Annotated in this window: 17 protein-coding genes; 11 read left to right on the top strand and 6 right to left on the bottom strand. The window is 58.9% G+C overall.

From position 1 onward, the window contains the following. The first annotated feature begins 182 nt into the window (after positions 1-182). A complete protein-coding gene (locus RCO24_RS17920) occupies positions 183-359 on the top strand; it encodes a hypothetical protein (RefSeq protein ID WP_308964046.1) in 177 nt (58 codons plus the stop codon). Between the two features lie 101 nt (positions 360-460). Here the strand turns inward: RCO24_RS17920 and RCO24_RS17925 are convergent, their stop codons facing one another. Further along, positions 461-1078 carry a hypothetical protein gene (locus RCO24_RS17925; RefSeq protein ID WP_308964047.1) on the bottom strand — a complete coding sequence of 206 codons (618 nt, stop codon included), beginning with the start codon at positions 1076-1078 and terminating at the stop codon, positions 461-463. A gap of 148 nt (positions 1079-1226) precedes the next feature. Next, positions 1227-1472, bottom strand: a complete 246-nt coding sequence (locus RCO24_RS17930) for a hypothetical protein (RefSeq protein ID WP_308964048.1) — start codon at positions 1470-1472, stop codon at positions 1227-1229. Between the two features lie 607 nt (positions 1473-2079). On the opposite strand from RCO24_RS17930, the gene RCO24_RS17935 reads away from it, so the two are divergent. From RCO24_RS17935 to RCO24_RS17960, 6 genes are all read left to right on the top strand, one after another. Beyond that, entirely contained in the window at positions 2080-2442 is a 363-nt protein-coding gene (locus RCO24_RS17935) for a recombinase family protein (protein WP_374990978.1), read from the top strand. Then, positions 2421-2717: a Fic family protein gene (locus RCO24_RS17940; RefSeq protein WP_308964082.1), complete on the top strand. Its 297-nt coding sequence runs from the start codon at positions 2421-2423 to the stop codon at positions 2715-2717. The genes RCO24_RS17935 and RCO24_RS17940 overlap by 22 nt, the downstream gene beginning before the upstream one ends. A 365-nt stretch (positions 2718-3082) precedes the next feature. Continuing rightward, positions 3083-7843 carry a hypothetical protein gene (locus RCO24_RS17945; RefSeq protein ID WP_308964049.1) on the top strand — a complete coding sequence of 1587 codons (4761 nt, stop codon included), beginning with the start codon at positions 3083-3085 and terminating at the stop codon, positions 7841-7843. A 119-nt stretch (positions 7844-7962) separates the two neighbouring features. Continuing rightward, on the top strand, positions 7963-10527 hold the full coding sequence (locus RCO24_RS17950) for a hypothetical protein (RefSeq protein WP_308964050.1): 2565 nt from the start codon (positions 7963-7965) through the stop codon (positions 10525-10527). A gap of 16 nt (positions 10528-10543) precedes the next feature. Next, positions 10544-11206, top strand: coding sequence for a peptidoglycan-binding domain-containing protein (locus tag RCO24_RS17955; RefSeq protein ID WP_308964051.1), 663 nt, complete (start codon positions 10544-10546; stop codon positions 11204-11206). A 152-nt stretch (positions 11207-11358) separates the two neighbouring features. Next, on the top strand, positions 11359-12624 hold the full coding sequence (locus RCO24_RS17960) for an insulinase family protein (RefSeq protein WP_308964052.1): 1266 nt from the start codon (positions 11359-11361) through the stop codon (positions 12622-12624). Between the two features lie 29 nt (positions 12625-12653). Here RCO24_RS17960 and RCO24_RS17965 read toward each other — a convergent pair whose 3' ends face one another. Then, complete coding sequence (locus RCO24_RS17965; protein WP_308964053.1) at positions 12654-13790, bottom strand: LuxR C-terminal-related transcriptional regulator; 1137 nt, start codon at positions 13788-13790, stop codon at positions 12654-12656. Between the two features lie 13 nt (positions 13791-13803). Continuing rightward, on the bottom strand, positions 13804-14940 hold the full coding sequence (locus tag RCO24_RS17970; protein WP_308964054.1) for a helix-turn-helix transcriptional regulator: 1137 nt from the start codon (positions 14938-14940) through the stop codon (positions 13804-13806). A gap of 250 nt (positions 14941-15190) precedes the next feature. On the opposite strand from RCO24_RS17970, the gene RCO24_RS17975 reads away from it, so the two are divergent. The 3 genes from RCO24_RS17975 to RCO24_RS17985 are packed head-to-tail and all read left to right on the top strand — an operon-like array spanning position 15191 to position 19230. Continuing rightward, positions 15191-17443, top strand: coding sequence for a TonB-dependent siderophore receptor (locus RCO24_RS17975; protein WP_308964055.1), 2253 nt, complete (start codon positions 15191-15193; stop codon positions 17441-17443). Between the two features lie 35 nt (positions 17444-17478). Continuing rightward, entirely contained in the window at positions 17479-18615 is a 1137-nt protein-coding gene (locus RCO24_RS17980) for a LuxR C-terminal-related transcriptional regulator (RefSeq protein WP_308964056.1), read from the top strand. 45 nt (positions 18616-18660) lie between these two features. Further along, positions 18661-19230 (top strand): tyrosine-type recombinase/integrase, encoded by a 570-nt coding sequence (locus tag RCO24_RS17985; RefSeq protein WP_308964057.1) that lies wholly within the window; start codon positions 18661-18663, stop codon positions 19228-19230. 349 nt (positions 19231-19579) lie between these two features. Here the strand turns inward: RCO24_RS17985 and RCO24_RS17990 are convergent, their stop codons facing one another. Both RCO24_RS17990 and RCO24_RS17995 read right to left on the bottom strand, forming a co-directional pair. Further along, entirely contained in the window at positions 19580-19981 is a 402-nt protein-coding gene (locus RCO24_RS17990; RefSeq protein ID WP_308964058.1) for a RidA family protein, read from the bottom strand. A gap of 31 nt (positions 19982-20012) precedes the next feature. Beyond that, positions 20013-21398, bottom strand: a complete 1386-nt coding sequence (locus RCO24_RS17995) for an FAD-binding oxidoreductase (RefSeq protein WP_308964059.1) — start codon at positions 21396-21398, stop codon at positions 20013-20015. A gap of 155 nt (positions 21399-21553) precedes the next feature. On the opposite strand from RCO24_RS17995, the gene glnT reads away from it, so the two are divergent. Continuing rightward, on the top strand, positions 21554-22948 hold the full coding sequence (gene glnT, locus RCO24_RS18000) for a type III glutamate--ammonia ligase (RefSeq protein ID WP_308964060.1): 1395 nt from the start codon (positions 21554-21556) through the stop codon (positions 22946-22948). The last annotated feature ends 26 nt before the right edge of the window (positions 22949-22974 follow it).

The raw sequence follows: 22974 nt of genomic DNA on the forward strand, positions 1-22974 counted from the left end.
GAGCTGTTAGCGCAGCTGCCGGCCTTTTCGTCATCCAGTAACGTCAATAAATGTATGACAAAAACAACTGCCACACAAGATAATTGACGTAAATATTTGTCTGACGTAATGTTGTGTCGATGCAACAACTAGCGGGGCTGACCAAAATGGCAAAGGCAACACGCCGCGTTGGAAGGCCATCGATGAAGGCTGGTGAGCGCGCCGGGCAGGTGGCAGTGCGGTTTCCGCCTTCGCTGTTGGATCGCGTAGATGCCTTGCGGGCCGAGCGCCTTGATGAGCCAGACCGTTCGACCTTCATCCGCGAGCTGGTGGCGCTGGGCATCGAGGTGCTCGAGCAGCGGATGAAGGGACGGAAGTGACAGGCTGTCGCTAACGTGGAACGCGATCTAGGTCTGTCGGGCTTTTGCTGAGCTTGAGAGTCCGGCGGGAGCAGTTCCCACCGGACTTGTTGTGCTGATTTTTAAAGGATGTTTTGCCGACGTTGGCGTCTTGCACGGCGGCTGAGCGCTCCCCGAAGGGATTCCTCAAGCGCTTCACAGGCATTGGTGATTGCATCGATCCGACGGGCCAGTTCCTCTTGTTTCGCTGCTTGCGCTAATTTTGATAGGCAACTTTCTTCGCACTGGTTCAGAAGAGTATGGGCATCGAAAAGGTCCTCGAGCCCGTCGTGAACGCGGACTTCGTTCAAGGCTTTACCAGCCGTGCGAAGTACTCGCCGACCGGGCTCAATGATTTCGCCGTACGGATAGACCTGCTCATGCGGGTAAGGCGCGCCAGCAATCCGATGAGCCTTCCTGCTGAAGTGCTCGCGTATGGTTGATTCAAGGTCTTCGCATTTGTCGGAGATGTGTCCTGCGAGCGCGGCCAGAAGTCGGAATTCTTCGTCGTAGAGCTTGGACTTCACCAGCGATTGGACTTCACCGGTAGCGGTATGGATGTCGTCAAACGCCTTGTGAACGCCAGCCGCCGGGATGTCCCATCGGCCGCCAAAACCGTAAGCCAAGTCTTGCGCTTCAGTCCAGATAACGCCTTCGAGCTCACTGGCATTCAAAGGCACAGCATCATCTTCGTATTCCATCTTGCACTCCACTCAACAGATAAGGCTCGACGTCACCAGAGGGCTGACTGCCATATTTTTAGAGGAGGAGAGTGGGAAACTACTGTGCGAAAATGTGCGGTATTCCGCGGTCGCTTTGAGCTTCCCACTGCAGACTAACTGATTGAAGTCAAAGTGTTATTCGAGCCCCTCCCGGCTCACCAATTTTACAAACATTATCAATTGGTTGAGTTTTGAGATTGGCGATATTTTCGATCATGATTTGAGTGTTGTTGATCATGGGGTCGAGGGTTCGAAGGTTCCCAAGACCTTCAATGGGTTGACGTGAAAAATTGCGAGTACGAATAGAGCTAGGACGAGATTGGGACAAATTCGGCGTTTGCTTGCTTGAAATTGCATGCGTCAGCATGATCACTGGAATTGTCCACGCGTGATTTTTAGCAGTTGTCAGCTTCTGTTCTGCAGCTCTCCGTGGTCATCTCTTTCTCATTGTGATGTTGGACAAACAAGGAGTTCACGCGCTGCCCTTCTTCGTCTTGCGAGGGGCACATCGAGCGCTCATCCAATCGCGAACTTCTCGTTCTAGCCAAGCAGAACGATTGTCCCCGATGCGAATACGTTCTGGAAACTTGCCAGCTAGTTCTAGGACACGCAGGTGCTTTACTGAGTAAGGCACGAGGCCACGGATCTCCTTTTTGCAGATGGAGCGATCCCGAGGGCCAATGACCACCTTCGAAGCCATGGAGTGGCCCCTTCGCGCGCTGGCTTTGGACTGCATCCAGCGGATGACATCGTCCTGAAGCCAAACGACACGCCCCGGCCCGATGTGAACACGCTTCGGAAACCGACCGCTGGCTGTCTTGTGGGATTTCGCGATCGGATGTGGTATAGTAAACTTTAAAAAGTGATGAGTTTCGCCACCCAATTGTTTGAGGTGCGCGCACCGTCGAAAGGGACCCCATTTGATAATGTGAGCCACACGCGGTTTTCCGCGCACGAGAGCGGCTTGCGATTTGAAAGGCATGTTGATCGGCTACGCGCGCATATCGACGGACGAACAGAACTTAGCAATGCAGCTCGACGCGCTAAGGTTGGCTGGTTGCCATCAAGTATTTTGCGACGAAGGGATCAGCGGCGCGGCAACGGAACGCCGAGCGCTCAGCGAGGCGCTGACTTCCCTAACCGCCGGCGACGTACTGGTTGTCTGGAAGCTGGATCGGCTAGGGCGTAGCTTAGCCCATCTCATTCAGATCACGACCCGCCTCGAAGTCGAAGGCGTCGGGTTCCGGTCGCTCTCCGAAGCCATCGATACGACAACCGCCAGCGGCCGACTGCTCTTTCACGTCCACCGCGTTGGGAAGCAATTCCAGATGCCCTCGACATGATGTTCGATCTGCTTCAGCACGAGACATCGCCCTTAGTACGGGCCGTTCTCGGTCACTGGTTGATGGGCTATATCCATCCCTTTCCGGACGGAAACGGCCGAACAGCCCGTTTTCTCATGAACGCCATGCTCGCATCTGGCGGCGTCCCTTGGCTCATCGTCCGTTTCGAAAACCGTGCCGAATATTTGGAGAGCCTCGAACAGGCGAGCGTCGGCGGCGACGCCCTGCCCTTCGCGCGGTTCATCATCGAGGGTACGGCCGGCAAATTCGGTTGAGCCGCAGAACTCCGCGGAATTCGGCCTGCGAAGCCGTTAGATGTCCGAAAGGCCGAGTTAGCGGACGTCGCAGAAGGGAAGTCCTCGGTGCGCTCCATGAGCCAAATGTTATCCGGTTTTCAACCGGCAGCGAACGCATGCGGTTTCACCAATGCCGGGCGCAGCGTCCAGAACGCGGCGCAACGCTCTGCGTCAAACTCACCAAGGTGCGTGCGATAGGTTTTAGCTCACTCGCGCTGTGGCGCCTTCTGAGATTGCGACAACTTCTGTCCGTCATCAAATCGCGGCCATATCATCCGAACGGATGACGCCAACACGTTTACTATTTGCCATCCTGCGGACCTCGGACATGTTGAGGTCGGCGCATGTGGTTTGCAAATCGGATCAAGCGTTTCGATGCCTGCGTGCTATCTCTGATTTCCGTCCAGTTGGTATGTGACTGTTCTGTCGCGACGGCCCAAACAAACGGCGCGACATCCGCCGCTTCAACAACTCAAAATCCCAATTCTCCAACGGCTCAACCGCTCGCTCCGGGTGATGTCATCGTCACCGGCTTTTCGGGTACGAAGCTTGCCGGCAACGGGGGCATCGCGCCAGGCGTCAACCCGGTCGAAAAGACCGTCATAAACAGCGACGCGGCTTCGTTACGGGCTTTCGGAATTGGGTCCATCGGCGGCGTGCCCGCGGGGCAGCTGCTCAGCCCTCAGGTCAAATTAGAGATCAAGGCCAAGGATATTGGCCAAGTGTTCGGTTTGGCGTTCGATGACGGCTCGGCGACGCCAAGCTTGTTTACGGCCGCGACATCAGCCTTCGGGCTGCAGGTCGTAGCGGGCGCGCCGGACGGGGACGGTACGCCGATCCGCCTCAAGGCCGGTACGCCGGGTGCGAGGTTCATGATCGGGCAGTTCGGCGGGCTGCCAGACGCGGGTCCGGGCACGATCTACAAGATCGACGTTGCCAAGGGTACGGCGACTGTCTTCGCCAATACCGACGCAGGCGGTGTTTCAAATAGCGGCGCCGGCCTTGCCGGTCCTGCGGTCGACGCGAAGAGCCGCAGTCTTTTTGCTGCCGATCTCGACACGGGTCTTATCCATCGTTTCTCGCTCGACAGCGGCGGGGCGAGCACCGCTACGTTCGATCATGGTGACAAGGGTCGGAAGGCGGCGGGTAAAGCCGCAGTCACGGATGACGGCAAGCGGCTCGATCTCGCGAGCCCCGCCTTTCATCCCGACGATCCGAAAACCTGGGGCTTTACTCCGCCGGAACGCCGGGTAACCGCGCTCGCGGTTCGCGAAAGCCGCCTCTATTACGCCGTCGCGGAGGGGCCGGAGGTCTGGTCGGTCGCCATCGATGGCGCTGGCTCGTTCGGTGCGGACGCTCGCATCGAAACGCAGGTCAAGACAGAGAAGCCTTCGTCCGTAACGTCGATGGCTTTCGACAAGGATGGGCGCCTGATCCTCGCGTTGCGCGGCGCGCCAATAAGCCAATTCGATTTCAGCAGGTTTGTGGAACCCGAGAGCGGCCGCATCTTCCGCTTCACGCCGTTGGCGCAGGGTGCGGCGACACCGGGCGCGCATTGGGCTGAAAAGGTCGAAGAGTTCTCCGTCGGCGGCGCAGACGGCCATACCTCCGCAAGCGGCGGCGTCGCACTCGGTCATGCGTTTGCCGCCGACGGTTCGATCGATCTTGCTCAATGTATCGGAACGTTGATCGCCAGTGGCGACACGCTGTCCGATGCGACCTCGGATGACGCCGTATCACACGGCGTCCAGCTCAACGCTGCGACCCTTGCAAGGCCTGCCAACACGCCGCCGTCCCAGAGCGTATTCGTCGATTTCGACGGCCGGCTCGGCAATGTGAACGAGCGCGGCCATGTCGGCGCGGTACTCGGCGTACAGGATTGCAGCGGGGACGCCGGCGGCCCGCCGATCGAAGCTCCTCCTGTCGCAGAGGGCGGGCCGCCGGTAGAGGGCGGTGGCCCGCCTGTTGCCGGAGGTGGTCCACCTATTGCTGGTGGTGGAGGAGGCGGCGGGCCGCCCGTGGCGGAGGGAGAAGAAGGCCCGCCAGTGGAAGATGCTCCGCCGGTCGAGGATGCCGCCGTCGATCCGAACGCGCCCAACTTAGCGGTCGAGAAGACGCAGCAGTGCACGGTTACAGGAAACAAGGGCACCTGCATCTACACGATCGCCGTGCGCAACACGGGCGCGACACCGTTCGACGCCAGCGGCGTCGTCCTGAACGACGACTTCGTGAAAGGCACGCCGGAGATCGAAACGCCAAACGGCATCACGAAAACGCCGACAGGGGCTACAAACACGTTTCCTACCGGGACCATTGTGCCGCCAAGAACTGGAGCAGATGGTGCCCCCAGGCCGCCGGTGCTCAAGGCGACCTTCGACGTGCCAGCGGGTGGTACGACCATCGAGAACTGCGCGAGCTTGACGTTTCCCGCTGTTGGAGCAGATGCGGGTACTGCCCCCCCGGCCGACGGCCTATCTGTGGCCAACGTCAACACACCGACGTGCACAAACAATCCGGATGGCAAAACCAAGAAGTGCACGTTTCCTGTCGCCTTTACGAACAACTCCGCGGCGTCTGCTCCCCAGTTCATCAAGTTCAGAACCGAGCCGCCACCCCAAGCCGGGTTCACAAACGTAACCCCCAGTTCTGGTAGTGGGATACGCGGAGACGGCACGTTCTTTCGCGGGTCCAGCGAGCTTGCGGCCGGAGAGACCGGGACCCCCGTCGTGTTTTCAGCCGATTACCCGATTGACCAAGAGCCCATCGCACAACCATCGGTGGATCGAGCCCCGAGAGTTTTGCGCAATGGTCAGACGACATGCCAGCCGCCCCAGAACGGAGAGCAGGTCTGCTCCGTTCCGCTCAAATTTCAGAACCCCAGTCAGCTCGATAACCCCAAGATTGAGATCCTTTCGAATACGGCGCCCAAGAGGGCCACGATCAGCAAGGGCGATCAAAACATAGTACCGACAGGGTCGAGGAACGTCGACGCAACGATTACGACGTTCGACACCTCGTTTCCCGCAGGGTCGAATGAAGATCTCGTGGCCACGGTCGTGTTGCCGGAAGGCACGGACAAATCGTTCGATGTGAGGGTTGCCGATGAATCGACAGCGGCAGCTGATAAGCTGGATCAGGTTCCGTCTGGTGCGACGACGCCCGGCTCTGCACAAGCGGGCGCTTCACCAGCGCCGAGCCAGGATTCAAATCCCGCCGACGACACCTCCTGCATCGCCTTCAACACCAATACTCCCGACGACCAGGGCACCCCCACCAATGCGCCGTCCGAGCCACCCCCAACGCTCGAAATCACCAAGGCGCCTACAGTGCCAACGTGCGGAAAGGGTGAAGCCCGATCGGAATGGAGATGCGGTTGGACGGTCAACATCAAGAACACCGGCACGTCTCCGGTTACCGGCCCAATCGTTCTCTCGGAAGATACCTCGCTGCCTACATTGACCAACATCGTCAGCGCCGGAGGACATGTTTGCGAGCTCAATGGCGGTGCCGCTTCGCCCTCGAGAAGTTGCGAAGTAAAAAACGACGCTGGGCTTCAGCCCAACGAAAGCATCGAGCTGACACTCGACACCTCAATTCCGTTCTCCGCCGTACCGGTCGATACGCCGCCGGGTGAGTGCAAGATCACGAACACCGTGCGGATCATCTCGCCGATCGGTACAGGAGCGGTGCCCTCGGCGGAGGCAACTGCAACGCTCGAACCCGGCGAAAACAAGGGCGGCAAGATCCCTTGCGATCCGCCTAGTCTTTCGCTGTCGAAAGCGGCCAAGGCGTGCGCAGCGAGCGGCGACGGCTTTGACTGCGGCTTCTCGCTAGTCGTCACCTCTACCGGCCCCGATCCGTTCCAGAATGGCGTGATCGATATTGTGGAAGCCGTTCCGAACGGCGCGATACTGACGACGACATCGCAAGGCTGGTCGTGCACTCCGACAGGCGGAATGTTCCACTGCCATCACGGGGCCGTAACGCTGGCGGTGAACGAGCAACTCACGCTCGATGTTTCTGTCCAGGTGCCAAAGAGCTCGCTTGGCTCCGGACAATGCGACGTCAAGAACGAAGCGCAAATCGTCCAAATCGGTCGCGCCAATACCAGCAGCCGCGCACAATACAGTGCCTCTGCGACGGCCACGATCGACAGCCCGGAATGCAAATCGAAAACCGCGGAGGCGCCGAAGCGTGTGTGCCTTCCGGGGTACGTCGGCGAATATCCGGATTGCTGCAAGCCGCCCCTACGTTACGACGCGGCCGTGAAGGCCTGCGTTATGCCTGAGGTGACGTGCTACGGCGGCATGACGCTGGTGTCCACATCAGGCAAGTGCGCGTGCCCGGATGGCAAGGAATATGACGCGCAACGCGGTTCGTGCTACCAGCGCACGGCTAGCGTCGAAGACGCGCCGACGGGCGGCAGCAATTCCGCCGTTTCCCCCGATCCTCCGCGGAAATCCGAACCCTTGCGCGGCGGCACGAACGGCACGATAGGCGACAGCCCCAAGGGCAAGAGGACCGTTGTCGCCGATCCGCCGAGATGCTCGGGCTCGCGCCCGATCGGCAATTATCCCAATTGCTGTCCGATCGGAACGTTCTTCTCCAACGGCCTCTGCCGACGTCCCAACGACGGGCCGAAGCTTACAGGCGGATCAAATCCGACGCTCAACCCGAGCGAACCCAAGGCCTGCCCAGCGAGCACGCGCAAGATCAAGAAGAACGGACGTACGCTTTGCATTCCCGTTTCCTCGACCGCGGGCAACAACGTCACCCCTTGTCCAGCGTCACGACCGGTTGGCAGGCCGCCGTACTGCTGCCCGGCGGGCACGCGTTACGTCAACGGCGTTTGCTCAAGTGGGCGGGAGGTGAAGGGACCCACGGCGACAAAACCACCCAAGCTCACCGGCGGCATCAATCAGTCTTTGCCCGGATTCGATGTGAAGAAGCCCATCAGAGCCATCGGCAAAAAAAAGGTAACCCCGGACCAAACGCGAACGACGATCAGGGCGATTGGCAAGAAGAAGGTCACTCCCGATAAGCGAGTCAATTACGGCGCGATGTCCAACGAAGGGAAACCTCCGAAGGATCAGGGGCCGAGATGACCAGAGCTCTGTCATCGATCGGCGCAGCACTCAGCTCGCTTATTGTGCTTGGCGGCCTGGCATTCGTTGCACCCGCTCGTGCAGACGACGTCGACTATGTCGCGATTTCAATCGACACGATGCAGATCGCCCTCGCCCCACTCGGCGTGACAATCTCGGAGGATGAAAAGAACTTCCTCAAGCCGCTCGTGAAATGCCTTGCCGACAGCGGCGCCAGCGTGACGATTGCGGACTGCGGCAAGCGAATGCTCGCAGAGCAGATTCCTTCGGAGGAAGCGCGATCTTTTGCGACATGCATGATCGACACCGCAGATGCAATCAACTGCGTCAAGAATGCCGCGCTCGAGCAGCTTGGCGATGAAGTGAAGCAGCCGGCACGGTGTGCGCTGAGCGGCACTCCGCTCAATCAATGCGTGACGAACGAGGTCTTGAACCGATTGCCCGCGGACGAGCAGGAAGCACTACGCTGTCTTCAGCGAACAAGGGATCCGGCCTCCTGCGGATTGCACTACGCGCTCTCAAAGGATGATGAGACCTTCCAGAAGGCATGGGGCAAGGTGAAGAGCGACGTCGGTACCATCGGTGCGGACGTTGAGGGACCGATCAAGAACTTCGTCGATGTGGCCATCGGCATCCGAGAGAATGATTGGGCGAAGGTTGTCACTGCGGCCGGCGCAACCGCGACCAAGATCGCAGGGCGAATTGTGCTGAAAGTCTTTCTGGGAGGGGTGGGCGACATCCTGTTTGGACCGGCCGTGGATGCGGCAGTGGACAACAGGATCGGTATGGTCAGCGGCATCATCAATGCCGCAAAAGCCCGTGACCCCGGCGCCGTCGCCGAGGTGCTGGTGGCGTCGAACTTGGGCTATGCCGTCTTTGTCACGTGCGCTGTCATGCGCAGCGACGTGCCGATTACCGGCACCATCATCGTGGAGGGTGTCTGCGAAACGCTCGGCGGGATCATTATGTTGGCTTCCGACGTGGCGGGCAGCCTGGTCACAAAGATTGCCGACCTCATCAACTTCGATGGGATCGTGCGTGAGATCGAGAGCATTCTGCACGATTCCCGCCTCGGCGTGATGATCCTTACCGGCGAGAAGTCGGGCAAGTGCTTGCCGATCAAGGAGGCGTACCGCGATATCTATGCAAAATGCTATTCGAAGCAGGCATATCTGAATCTCGCGGCCGCACCGAACAGCCAATCGTTTCCGAACGATCTCTATTTCAAATGCCGGGCGCACTATCTCAATTGCAGCTTCGCGAATGACAAAGTGCTTGAGAGGACGTGCCGGTCCTTAACAGAACAATACATCGTCGATACCGCGATCCTCACAAATTCGATCGAATCCGAGGCCGAACGAGCTGTGTGGTCCTCCAGCGGGCTACGAGACTGCAAGTTCGACGAGCTTGAGCAGCAACGCCTCGCAAGTGCCTGCAGACAGCATCTCAATAAAACGTTCCCGGTAACCGGCCTGATCGATGGGGTGGGGACAAACTGTAGCGAAAGCCAGCCAAACACCACGCCATCCCTATTTGGCAAGGCTTACGGATTGTACGAACCGGTGTGCGATCAGGCGGTTCTTTTCGTGGGCAGGGAGAAACAAAGAAGATGCCGGGATTCCATCGCCATTCCCGATTGTGACGGGGGTCGCGACTTCAGGGTCGGTAGAGGCTGTGTCTGCCGGGATGGATTCCTGTGGGATGAGAGAGCAAAGCAGTGTGTCAACCAGACCACGTTGATCGTAGGCGGTGCGTGTTCGGGGGGAATGAAGCAGGATCTGGAGACGGGTAAATGCAAGTGCCCCGACAAGCAGCTTTGGGACGGCACGAAATGCAAACTCGTCAACACGCCGTTTGCGACGGGAGGTGGGCCCAAACTTCCAGGGATACCTCCGTGTTCCGGCGGTATGAGGATGAACGCTGCTGGTCAGTGTGAGTGCCCACCCGCAACGTATTTTTCGGGCGGCCAATGCCGGCCGGCGTCCGTTTCGGTACCAGGGAGCGCAAAGGACAAATTCGTTTTCAACCCCGGAGGCTCCTCGACCAACACCGGCACGGAGATCATTCGAAAGTGCGGGGGGCGCCGGCCTAATGGGGTCTGGCCCAATTGCTGTCCGCCGCGGACGTATTATTCGAATGGTATGTGCCGCTACGGCAATGTCGCCAATGGAAAGGACGTCGGCCCCTCCGCAACTCAGTTTGGGCAGAAAACGCCGTGCGTCGGTAACGCATGCTGTCCTGCAGGCACGGTCTATAGAAGCGGAGTTTGCCGGCGCATTGTCGTCGATACCAAGCTCCCACCATCGGGCGCCCAATCGGAGGGGAGCGGCCGCTCCACGAGCGTGACGCCGTGCCCCGCATCGCGGCCGGTTGGGCGTCCACCCTACTGCTGTCCTGTCAACACTCGCTACACAATGGGCGCGTGTCGGAGAACTGTCGGAGTACCAACGGGAACGGCTGGGGGCAGGCGCGGAGTTGGTCCATGCCCGGCGAGCCGTCCGATCGGACGTCCCCCCAATTGCTGCCCTTCCGGCACGAGCTACTCGAACGGCGCGTGCCGTCCACCCCCGAAGGGCAATTCCAACACGCGCCAACACTACGGCGGTGCGGCTCCAGCGTGCAAATCCTACGAGATAAGAGGCGGCGATGGAAAATGTTACTACAACAGCCAAGGCGTGCGATGAATGGAGAGGCCTGCTCATGGCCCCTCACTCATTGACCGGAAAGTCAAGGTTTCATGCGATCTGCGTTGCGGTCGCCGTGTTCTGTATGTTGGTCCCGCCGATCGGACCCGCGAAAGCAGGAAGCCGAGGTGTCGGTGTCGGGATCGGCGTCGGCGCGGGTCTGCAAATCCTGAATCAACTTTCCAAGGGCACGACGGCGAGTAAGGGCACGGCAAAAAAACGGACCGCCACCGGAACAAGCAAGAAGACGACTAAGAAAGCCAAGCAGCCGCGCGATAACGGCGGCGAAGAGAAAATCACATCCAAAGACAAGGACGCTTCGGAACAGACGCAAGTCGAGGCAGCTGCGGAAAAGCAGCCAAGTCCGCCTGCCGCCGCGAGCGCGGCCGCCGCTGCTGCAGCCGTTGCGGCCCCCACCGTGACGGGCGCCGTACCAACGGTTGCTGGCCCGGCGCCCAATTTGATCTCGACGAAGGAGGAGGTCACGTCCGCCCAGGAGCACCTGCGCTATCTCGGCTACGATGTGCCGACAACGACCGGTGTACTCGATCTCAATACGAAGATCGCGATCATGAAATTTCAGGATTCGATCGGCGCGCAGGCAACTGGCGGGCTCACCGTCGAACAACTGCAACGGCTCTACGCTCGCGCAGACGAGCAACAGAAGCGAGCCAAGTAACAAGGGCCCGACTTTCTCAGTCGATCGCCATCGCATCCAGCATGGATGAGGGAGTCACTCGGTGGTTGCCTTGCTGTTCGCGAGTTGAATGAGGGAATCCCATGGAAATCACCCGCAGAACTGCCCTGCGAGGGGCTGTGGCGAGCCTGGGCATGAGCGCCGTTGCACCAAGGTACTGTTTGGCCCACGGCACACTTCCCAGCCCGGGAGCCATTCGCCTTTCCAACGGCTTCCGCGTTCACTGCCTCTCCAATGATACCGGTTACGTGCTCGCGACGTTGGTTCTTCGCAGTGAATCGATTGTTCATGATGGGCTGGCTCACCTGTGCGAGCACACATCATGCTCGGGCGCGGCCGGGGGGATGTCGTCCGCGGACGTTGTGAGAATGTTCAAAGACTACGTCCAGGTCAGCAACGCGTCGACGGAGCAAGGTGCCCTCAAGTGGCACGCCTCGTTCCTTCCGAAGTATCTCCCGCAAGTGATCGAACTTCTTGCGGCCGTCTCGCTCGGCCAAACGTTCGACACCGAAACTGTCACAGCGCAATCCCGCGTCGTGCTTCAGGAGCTGTATCTGGAGAAGTACGATCCGGTAACCGTCGCGCAGGGAAAATTTGATCGCGAACTTTTCGGCAAATCGCATCCCTACGCGAGAGATACCGTCGATGCCGAAATCGCGAAAAGCAAAACGCCCATTCCAAAGCTTGTCGAAGAACTACGGACGTTCGCCGCCGCTCTCCGCCTCCCAGCCAACATGGATCTGTTTCTCGTTGGCTCAGTCGAGCTTGGAGACGTCGAACGCCTCGTTCAGACGCATTTCGGCAAGTACGCGTTCGCGCAAGGACCGTTGCTTCAACTTCCGCAAGTGGCGGTCACCAAATCCTATAAAGGTTTGACGGAAAAATCCTTCGAACTGGCTGGCCCGATGACGGACGTCAAAATCGCGTGGAACACCGGCGCTTGCGTCGCGAGCAACGAGGCCCGCGTTTTGCTGGCCCTGAGCGAGTATCTCTACACAGCGCTGTTCGACGATTTGCGCGAGAAGGATGGCGACAGCTACACGCCGGAGGTCAGCTTCGATCCGGATTCGTGCAGCGGCATCTTCCGCATTGGTATCGCGAGCAGCAAAGATCCAAAAAAACTAGAAAAGCGGGTTTTTGAGGTGGTCGACAGGCTCAAGAGCGACATAGATGATCGAGAGCTAGCGCGCATCCGGGATCGGGTCGAGCTCAAGCGACGCACGGAGAGCCGCGACAACCAGGCTTTACTCGCACGACTTATGGACAGGACGCTCTACGGTGCGTCCGTCGACGACTTGGCCGTTGAAACGGTAACGCGCGACGAAATGCTGGATGCCGCTCGCCGATATCTTCCTTCGCACCGGAACGCTTATGTGCGACTTGCGCTCAAGGGCCAATAATGCGTCACGAACGGTGAGGTGATGCGCTCTCACACGAGAGGCCGTACTCTCGCGGCTAGCGCAATGAGCTCGCTCTGCCTCGAGCAGCCCGTCTTGTCGAACACGCGACCCAGGTGTGACTTCGCCGTCGGCAACGCGATGGTGAGCTGTTTGGAAATTTCGTCGAGGGTCTTTCCCGCGACGATCAATTCGAAGACCCTCAGTTCGGCCGGCGTCAAATCGTAGAGCAAGGCCACGGCGTCCGCCGGCAATCTCGGCGGATCGGCGGCGCTGGCGATGAATATGGCCGCTGCAGCGCGCCGCTCTATGCCGTATGCGCTGCTGCGGTGACGCAGCGGCAGAACCTGGATAACTGCGGACAGGCCGTCGGGAAATCTTGCAGGAATATCGATGCTGCGCCTTTCGAGGTCGGGGTCGCGACGGGCGGCCTGGGCAACTGCGTCTCTCAAGACGGTGTTCGTGACTGCGTTGCGCAAATCCAGCTTCCCATCGCGCGCAGAGATGGGTTCACCGGCTTTCAACATGACTTGTGCCGCCGCATTTGCGTGAACGATCGACATCGCCTCATCGACAAGAACCGCGCCGGACGCAATTTTATCCAGCACGTCCGAGAACGTTAAAGACGTAATCGCATCTTGTTTGAGCAGTTGGCTAATGGTGACGGCTCTCCTCAAGTGGGGAGCGATCAGCCGTAGCCCCCTTATTTCGTCATCTTCGAACTCACCGTCATGCAGGTATCGGCCGAACGTGATCACGCCGAGTGTTTGGGAGTTGCGGACAAGAGGAATGCAAACGGCATCGTGAAGCCCGCGCGGTTCGCAAATGTCGCGACACCAGCCATTCGAGTGCCAACCTTCGCGTGGCGTTGCATTCGATTGCACAAGTGGCTCTTCCAGAACGGCTTCGTGGAGAATCCGCGGGCCGCCCCATAGATAAACCATCTCCTGAGCGTAGCGCGCCTGAGCCGCGAACATCTCGGAATCGAAGCCGATGATAATATGAGATTTCAATGACAGGGATGTGGTGTCATGGACGGTCAGTGCAGCGTTGGCGAGCCGGAACTCCGAAATCACGAGCTGTAGCGTTTCTGGCCATTTATCCGGCAAGATCACGCAATCGTAGATGGAACCGATGATGTCCGACAGTCGCTCACGGTCGGCGGTCATTTTGCACCTGTAGTTAGATCACGAGGGTCACTTTCGCGGCCATCGCTACAAGGTCTGCTTGCCTCGAACAGCCGGTCTTGTCGAAGACGCGACCGAGATGCGTCTTGACGGTCGACACTGAGACCCCAAGAACCTTTGAAATCTCGGCGGGCGCCTTTCCTTCCACGATGAGTTCGAAGATGCGGGTTTCCGCAGGTGTGAGACGGTAAAGCAATCCCATCACATCGGCCAAGCGCGGGGGGGCGGCCGAGTTCGCGATGAATATCGCGGCCGCTGTCCTCTGCTCGATGCCATTGCGGACGGTCCGTCGACTCAGGGGCAATACCTGCATAACGGTCGGCGACCCATCAGCGAGACGCGCCGGAATATCGATACTTCTCCGCTCGATATCGATTTCGAGGTTGGCGGCTTGTCTCACGGCATCGATCAGCACTGCGCTGGTGAGTGGACTGGTCGTGGATAGCCGGCCGTTCCGCAACTGGACCGCGTCGCCCGTGTCGAGCATCCGTCTCCCGGCAGCATTGGCGTGCACGATGGTACAATCTTCATCGACAAGGAGGATGCCTGCCGAAACCTTTTCCAGAATTTCCGAGAACGTTGCCGTCGCGGCCGCTTGCTGTTCGAGCAAGCGCCCGATGGTTACGGCCCGCCTGATATGCGGCGCCAGAAGTCGCAAGACGTTTAAGTCGTCCTCGCCAACTTCTCCTTGGTCGGCGTGCCGGCCGAAGGCAACGGCACCTGCCGTGTTCGCATCACGCACGAGGCCGATCATCACGCAATCGTGGAGTTGGCGCGGCTCGAGAATATCGCGAAAATATGCATTGTTATGCCACTGCGATCGCGGTGTGACTTGAGATTGAATGATGGGCTCTTCGAGGGGAAAGTCCGGAATTTTCTGTGGTCCGCCCCAGAGCTGGAGCACATCGGCGCCGTAGTGGGGAACCGCATCGAGCCAATCTTGGTCTGCGCCTACGGTAATATGGAGCTTCACATCGCCATTGTTGGCGTCATGCACCGAAATGGCTGTCATGGCGTAGCCAAATTCGTTCATGATGGCGGCTAAAGTGCTTGGCCATTTCTCCGGTGCAACGACGCAATCATATATTGATCCGATGATGTCGGAGGGGCGTTCGGGGCTTAGGGATACCATCGATCTCTACGAAGCAAACGGTTTAAACATCGGACAACGTGTGGTGCGGCGACTTATACTCGGCGTTGCAATATGGCGTTCAGCGAATGTTTGCAAACTAACAAATTTTGTCTAATCCTTCAAAACTTAGTGCAGTTGTTTATGTATGTTTGTAGCGGCGGCGTGAGACGGCGCAATGATTGTTCGAAACGGGTTTGTCAGGACGACGGGTATCAGGGTTTTGTCGTCCAGCCTGACTGCGGCAACGGCTTTGCAAGCCGTTGGTTTTAGCGCGATAGCCCAAACTGCGCCTTCGGCAACGCAATTACCGGCCATCGAAGTTCAGACAACAGCAAAAAAGGTATCCGCCGCTAAAAAGTTCCGGCCCAAGGGGGCCAAGGTCGCGGCCATTCCTAAGGAACCAGCGCCAGAGGCTGTTTTTGGCGCTTACAATCCTGCGCTCGATCTAAAAAATCTCGAGCTCCCGCCTGGCACCACCCTCACGACCGCCGGCCCCGTTGACGGATATCGCGCGCTTTCGGCCGTTTCGGCAACCAAGACCGCCACGCCCCTCAGCGATATTCCGCAATCGATCCAGGTCATTCCGAAGTCTGTGATCAAGGACCAGGGAAGCTTGGGTGTCGGCGAGGTTATACAGAACGTCAGCGGCGTCATCGCGACAAATGACGTGAGAACGCCTGGATATGACTTTATTACTGTTCGAGGATTTGAAGCCGAGCAGTGGGTCGATGGGCTGGGTGTGTTTTACAACCTGGGTCACCGCGACGCTCTCGCCAACATTGAGCGAATTGAAATCCTCAAGGGACCAAATGCTATTCTTTATGGAGGCGGCAACGGGGCCCCAATCGGCGGCGCGGTCAACGTCATCTCCAAAATGCCGACTAATCGGGCCGGCGGCGAATTCGGCGTGACTGTTGGCAGCGAGTCCTACGCGCGGCCTTATTTCGATATCGACCAACCGATTTCCGCCGATGGCTCCGTGCTCTTTCGCCTGACGGGAGACTACGCAGCAAAAGACAGTTTTATCGAGGTGATCGAGTCCGAGCGCTATTCGATCAATCCGACGCTGACACTCACCAACAAGGTCGATACGACCCTCACGATCCAGGGGCGGGCGACGCATTGGCAGCAGCAGGAATATCAGGGGCTTCCCGCAGTCGGTACGGTCGCAGGGGACTTCGACATCAGGCGGACGCTGTTCGTTGGTCCACAGGATGCTCCGGCCAGCTCCACCGACATTCGCGGCATCACGACGTCTTTCGATCACAAGGCGAATGACGCCATTTCGGTTCATGCTAAGGCCCGTTGGAGCGAAGCTGGATTCCGCCAGCTGGGGCAATTGCTCGTTGGAAGCGACGGCTTCCGAGCCAACGAGCCGCTCTTGCCGCCGTCCAGTTGGCTTCTGACGAACACGATCCTCGATCAGAATGAAACGGAATTTGTAGCGACCGCCAACGTCCAAGTGAAAACTGCGACGGAGTTGACCAAGTCGACCTTCCTGCTTGGTGCCGACTACAGCCATATTACCGATGAAGGATTTATCGCGTGGGATGCCCCCTTCGGCGGGGCTGGGATTGTCGATCTGCAATCCCCTTCGTTTCCGACCCCATACGTAAATCCTGGCGATACACCCGCGACGACGTTCGGAAGCTCCGAGAAGACGTTCGTCAATGAAGGGCTCTATCTGCAGGCGCAAATCTCGGTTGCCGACCGGGTGCATCTGCTTGGGGGATTGCGGCTCGCTCACGTTGATATCTCCGCGAACGATCGGGTGACCGGCGTGTTGGATGCGGTCAGCGAGACACGGCTTTTGCCGAGGGTCGGCGCCTTGTTCGATTTGGATCGGCACGTCTCCGTCTATGCCAGCTACAGCCAGGGCCTAAAGGGCCAGCCTCTGATAAGCCATTCGGGTGCGCCCGCGCCGGAGCATTCGGAGCAAAAGGAGGTTGGGTTGAAATTCGCTTGGGGCGATTTCTCCGGGACAGCTGCCATTTTTGAAATCGTGCGTTCGAACGTTCCTGTTCTCGACGGATTCGTGACTGTGGACACCAGCGAGGAGCGATCGCGGGGCTTCGAGACAGACCTCATCTGGCAGCCAAGCCGCAATTGGCGGGTGCTTGCTAGCTACTCCTTCACGGACGCCGTACTGCTCGAGCCAACAACCGGCGCTGCCGCGGGAAACCGCCTCGCCGCTGTGCCTGAGCATTCAGGGCGCCTGTGGGTGCATCACGCATTCGAGCCTCCGGCTCTTAGAGGGTGGAGCATGGGAGCCGGGGTCTATGCTGTCTCCGATCAAGCCATCGAATACGGCAACTCGTATTTTGCCGACGGATACTTCAAAATCGATGCAAGGCTCGGCTACGACAACGAGACGATTTCGGCGGGGCTTTCGATCAAGAACCTCACAGACGAAGAGTATTTCGTGCCGTACGACTATTTCCGAGGCCGGGTTGCTCCGGCTGAGCCTCGCATGGTGTATGGGACCATCAGCTACAAGTACTGATCGTGGCCGTGGCAATGTCTGAAATGTAAGGCGCAATGGTACATCTGACCCACGATCGTCTCTCCGAGCTTATCGGATCGATCTACGACTGTGTACTGGCCGTCGAAAAATGGCCGGCAACCTTGTCTGCGATCGGAGGAGAGTTGGGCTATGCCACGAGCTTGATTTCGGTTCACAGTGCAGCGACCGCGGCTATGACACTTCATGCCCACTTCGGAATAGACCAAGCGTGGTTGGACGCGATGCCGTCTTATGGTGCCGAGGCCATGCAGCTCTGGGGCGGACCTCAAAGAATACCGGACTTCCCTCTTGAAGAGCCGATCGTTCAGTCTCAGGTCACGTCCCGTTCACAGTGGCCTCAGAATGCATATTACCGAGACATCGGTGCGCCCCGCGGGTTTCACGACGTCGTAATGATAACGTTGGTGCGCGATAGCCGCACGATAGGCGTCGTCGCCTTTGGTCGGCTCACCGAAAGAGGTGATATTCGCGACGACGAACTGGATGTTCTACGTTTATTGGCGCCTCACCTTCGACGTGCGGTCATCATAGGTGGACTGCTCGAGCAGGAGGCCACAGCAGCATCCAAGTTCTCGGACATTCTCGAGAACGTGCAGGCTGGCATCGTACTCGTGGATGAGGACTGTCGCATCGTTCACGCGAACGCCGCGGGACACTCTATGCTCGCTAAGGGTGATCCAATTCACATTCTGGATGGTCGAGTAACAACAGCTCATGCGCTGACGAGCGCCGTCCTTAAAGATGCAGTTGGCCAGGCCGCAAGACAGGAAATTGCTCTCGAACAACGAAGCATCGATATCCCGGCACGCTTCACAAATGGCGCGCCTACGGTCCTGCAAGTCCTGCCGCTACGTCGACGAGCCATTCGAGGCGGGATGGAGCAAAGCACCGTCGCAGCGATATTTGTAGCAAGCGCTGCAGATCCGCCCAGGTTGGCAAACGTATTGGCGCTTCTCCACGGGCTAACGCCGGCGGAAACTCGCGTCTTCGAGATGGTCGTAGAGGGCAAGGCGCCCGCCGAAATTTCCGAGTCCCTCGGGGTGTCCGTCGCTACGGTCAAAACCCATCTGGGCCGCGTATTCGAAAAAACGGGCTGCTCTCGCCAAGCGGAGCTCGTCGCGATGGCTGGAACGGTCAATCTCATGATCTAATGAAGCTCGGAGCAGCTGTTTGTCTCTCAGCAAAGGAGACAGACCATGGAAGACCATCTTAGTGCACCTAATGCTACCGAACCGTCTGTCAAGACCGCTCGCGTCCCCTGGAACAAGGGCAAGCTGGTGGGCGCGAAGCCGCCCTTGCGCCCGAGCCACGTCTGGTCGATCCGGACCAAGCTCCAAATCGAGGGCAAGAAAAGAGACCTTGCTCTCTTCAACCTGGCGATCGACAGCAAGCTTCGTGGCTGTGACGTAGTTGCCGTCCGCGTAGATGATGTTGCGCCGAGCGGATACTCGATGGATCGCGCAACAATCCGACAGAAGAAGACTGGCGGACCTGTACGGTTTGAGCTGACCGATCAGACACGCCAGGCCATCGACGAGTATCTCCGCTTGACTGGACGCAAACCGGACCAATTCCTATTCAGTGGTCGTGGCGACAAAGGTGGGCTGACAACGCGGCAGTATGCTCGCCTGGTTTTTGAGTGGATCGCCAGCATCGGCCTCGACCCGGCCAAGTTCGGTACCCACTCGCTACGGCGCACGAAGGCCGTGCTGTTCTATCGCCGCACCGGTAACCTGCGCGCCGATGCGCGAGCGGAGGGCGATTGAGCAAGTAATCGGCTGCAGTCCCGCCGCGCGAATTGGTATCGAAAAAAAATCTGCGGGTGTCTGAGCACGGCGATAAGCCTACTGCTCCGCGAGAGTCCGCTCAACCGAGCAGGCTATCGGGTGGTGGACCCGGTGAGCCTCGATCGACGCGAAGTCTCGATTCATAGGGGAAGAATCGTCTTCGGCTTGGCCGAGAAAGCGGTCATTGCTTAGCCGTAGGATCGTGGTCAGTCCTATACTGGAGCTGCGTCTGCTACTGCGATAATTGTGGACTTGGGCGGATTGCTGCAGTGTCCCAGGCTCTCTCCGCAATGTGGATAAAGAAAAGCGCTTGGCAGCCGGTCGCTAATCACGAAGGCGGATCCAGCTTGGCATAGGCTTCGATCTCGACCTTTTGCCACGGACGCAGCATGGACGTGACCTGAACCAGGGTGCTCGCTGGGCGGACCTTGTCGAAACGCTCGAGGTGCGCACGAGCGACGTCCTCGGCATCATTGATATCTCGCAGATAGACGACGGTCCGGACAACGTGATCGAGCCCCCCTCCCGCTTCGCCAAGAGCCTTTTCGATTATGTCGAGTGCCGCGCGAGCTTGCGTGAAGGCATCGCTTTTATCGTGCGAGGCTGGGGCGCAGGTTCCAGATACATGGATATCTTCCCCGGCGCGTACAGCCCGCGAATAGCCAAAAACGGATTCGTAAGCGCCGCCCGAGGAAATGTTCGTGCGGGCAGTTTTGGATGTTTTCGCCATGCGGCGGTCTCCCTCAAGTTTGTTGTTGGATCTAAAGCTTCGTCGCATCGCGGAAGCGGTACCAAGTCTCGACGACTGGCACAGCGCGTTTTGCGATGGGATGAACCGGAAAGCTCGGAAAGACGAGGTCGTCGAACGACGTGCGCCCTTCGCTCCGGCCGAGGAGCTGCAGCGCGATTCTGTTGCCGAAATAGGTTGCCCGCGAGACGCCCGTCCCGCAGTAACCGAGCGCATAGTAGAGGCCGGCCGCCGTTCGGCCGAGATGCGGAACTTCGTCGTAGGTGTATCCGATCATACCATCCCAGGCGTGGGAGATCTGTACGTCGGCGAGATCTGGGAAAACATGCAGCATGTCGCGCGCCAAGTGGCGGAATGCCAACGGCGACGTGTTGTTGGCCAACCGCCCGACCCGGCCGCCCCAGATCACGCGGCGCTCTCCGGGTGCTGCGCGGAAATAGTAGAACACGCGGTTGGTGTTTCCGTAGACGCGGTTCTTCGGCATGAGGCGGGAGAACGTCGCTTCCGGAATTTGACCGGTTGCAATCAGTCCCGAGCCGATGGGCACGATGCGGCGACCTAGTTCCGGGACAAGGCCATCCGTATATCCGTTGGTAGCGATAATGACGTCTCGTGCTGCGATGGTGCCGAGCGGTGTCGTGACCGAATATCCGCCATCGCCATTCGAAGAGATGTCCTGCGCGGCGGCATTTCCGGCGATGTGTCCCCCGGCTTCCTGAATTCGCTGTATGAGGCCTGCGTGATAGAGACCCGGATGCAGCGAAGCATCCTGCGGCAGAATCGAGCCACCATGAAAGACGTCGGTTCCGATCTCGGTTTGCTGCTCGCTCCTAGGCACCATGAAGCTCTCGACACCGGCGATCTGACGTAGATCTTCCATGTCCCGCGCCATGGCTTCGTAGTGTTCCGGCTGCACCGCGGCCCGGAAGCGCCCGCAGCGCGTGAAATGGCAATCGATCTTCTCTGTCTCGATCAGATGCTCGATGTGGTCGAGCATGCGGACGCCTTCGCGCAGCATCGCTTCGGCCTTTGCACGCCCGCGCAATTCGATCAGCCGCTTAACGCGGAATTTCTGATTGCCGCTGCCGATCTGCCCACCGTTGCGCGTGCTGGCTCCGAAGCCCGGGTCGCCTCGCTCAAGCACGACCACGTCGCGTCCGTTGCGGAGAAGAGTGAGTGCCGCCGAAAGGCCGGTGAATCCAGAGCCGACGACGACAACGTCTGTTTGTCTCGGAAGCAGCAAGGAAACGCGGGGACGCGGCGCCGCCTCCCACCAGTAGGGCCGATAGGTGATCCCCGTCGATACGGGTAAGCCACCACGCGCGAGGTGAGCCGCGCTTGGTCCGGGGAATTCCGCTTCGTCTCTCGTTTTGATGTCCAGCTTGACGTCGGAATTCACGTGCATCTCCTGAAAGTGATGTTTCTCTACATACAAATATATTGCATCTTATGCAAGTATGAGGTACGAGAATTTCAACGGAGCGGGCCACCAAACGCAGCGGCCACACAAAAAGCTCTCGGCACTCGGGAAGAAGCGAGCAGGGAAGGATCAACATGACGATCGCGCATTGGGATTGGCGTAACTCGCCTGGACAGCTGGTGGCGCCGCAAAATCTCGACGTTGAAAAGGCCAAGCAGTTCCTCGCGCAGCATCAAGTGCGCTACGTCCTCGCCCAGTTTGTCGACATATACGGTGTCGCGAAGAGCAAGGCCGTTCCTGTCGATCATCTCGACGACATCATCACCGATGGCGTGGGCTTTGCGGGTGGCGGCGTGTTTGGCATGCGGCTAGCGCCGCACGAGGCCGAATACATGCTGGTTGGCGACCTCTCGACATTGAGCCTCATTCCATGGGCGCCCGGCTATGCGCGAGTGATGGGAACAGGCGCCGTTTCGGGCCGGCCGCACCCTATCGACACACGCAACATTTTGAAGACGCAGGTTGCTCGCCTCGCCGAGCGCGGATGGATCTTGAATACCGGTATCGAACCGGAATTCAGCCTGCTCGAGCGCACGGCCGATGGCTCGGTCGTTCCGTTCGATTCCACGGATGTTCTGCAGAAGCCCGCATATGACTACCGCGGTCTATCGCGCGTTCGGGTGTTTCTTGAACGCGTTACCGAGAGCCTGCAGGCGCTCGGGATTGATGTCTATCAGATCGATCACGAGGACGGGAACGGCCAGTACGAGATCAATTTCAAGTATGCCGATGCGCTGACTTCGGCCGACCAGATCATCCTGTTCAAGATGGCGGCGGCGGAAATCGCTCACGAGCTTGGCGCCATCTGCTCGTTCATGCCGAAACCCAAGAGTTCGACCACCGGCAATGGCATGCACATCCATTGCTCCATTGCCGATGCGTCGGGCCGTAATCTCTTTCACGACCCGTCTGACAACCGCGGGATGGGGTTATCGCAGCTCGCTTATCATTTTGTGGCGGGTGTTCTGAAACACGCGGCGCCGCTCACGGCGCTGCTCGCCCCGAGTGTCAACTCCTATAAGCGGCTCGTGGTGGGGCGTACGGCGTCAGGTACGACCTGGGCGCCGGTATTCGTGGCATATGGAGACAACAACCGCACCGCCATGGTGCGTATCCCGTACGGTCGCATCGAGATCCGTACCGGAGATTCGGGGATGAACCCCTATCTCGCGCAAGCTGCGATCATCGCCGCGGGGCTCGATGGCATTGACCGCAAGCTCGATCCCGGCGAGCCGCACAACATCAACTTTTACGCGCTCACCCCAGATGAGATCTCGCGGCGGAATATCGAGACGCTTCCCCAGTCGCTTCATGAAGCGATCGAAGCGTTGTCGCGGTGCGAGCTGATGCGCAACGCCCTCGGCGCCGACTTCATCGACGAGTTCGTGGGCCTCAAACGCGAGGAGTGGATCGACTATCACCGTCACGTCTCCGATTGGGAGGTGAAGCGGTACCTCAACTTCTTCTAGTCACCGGCCGAATACAAGGAGAGATC

Source organism: Hyphomicrobium sp. LHD-15 (genome assembly GCF_031157355.1).
In the GTDB taxonomy this organism is placed as follows: Bacteria; Pseudomonadota; Alphaproteobacteria; order Rhizobiales; family Hyphomicrobiaceae; genus Hyphomicrobium_C.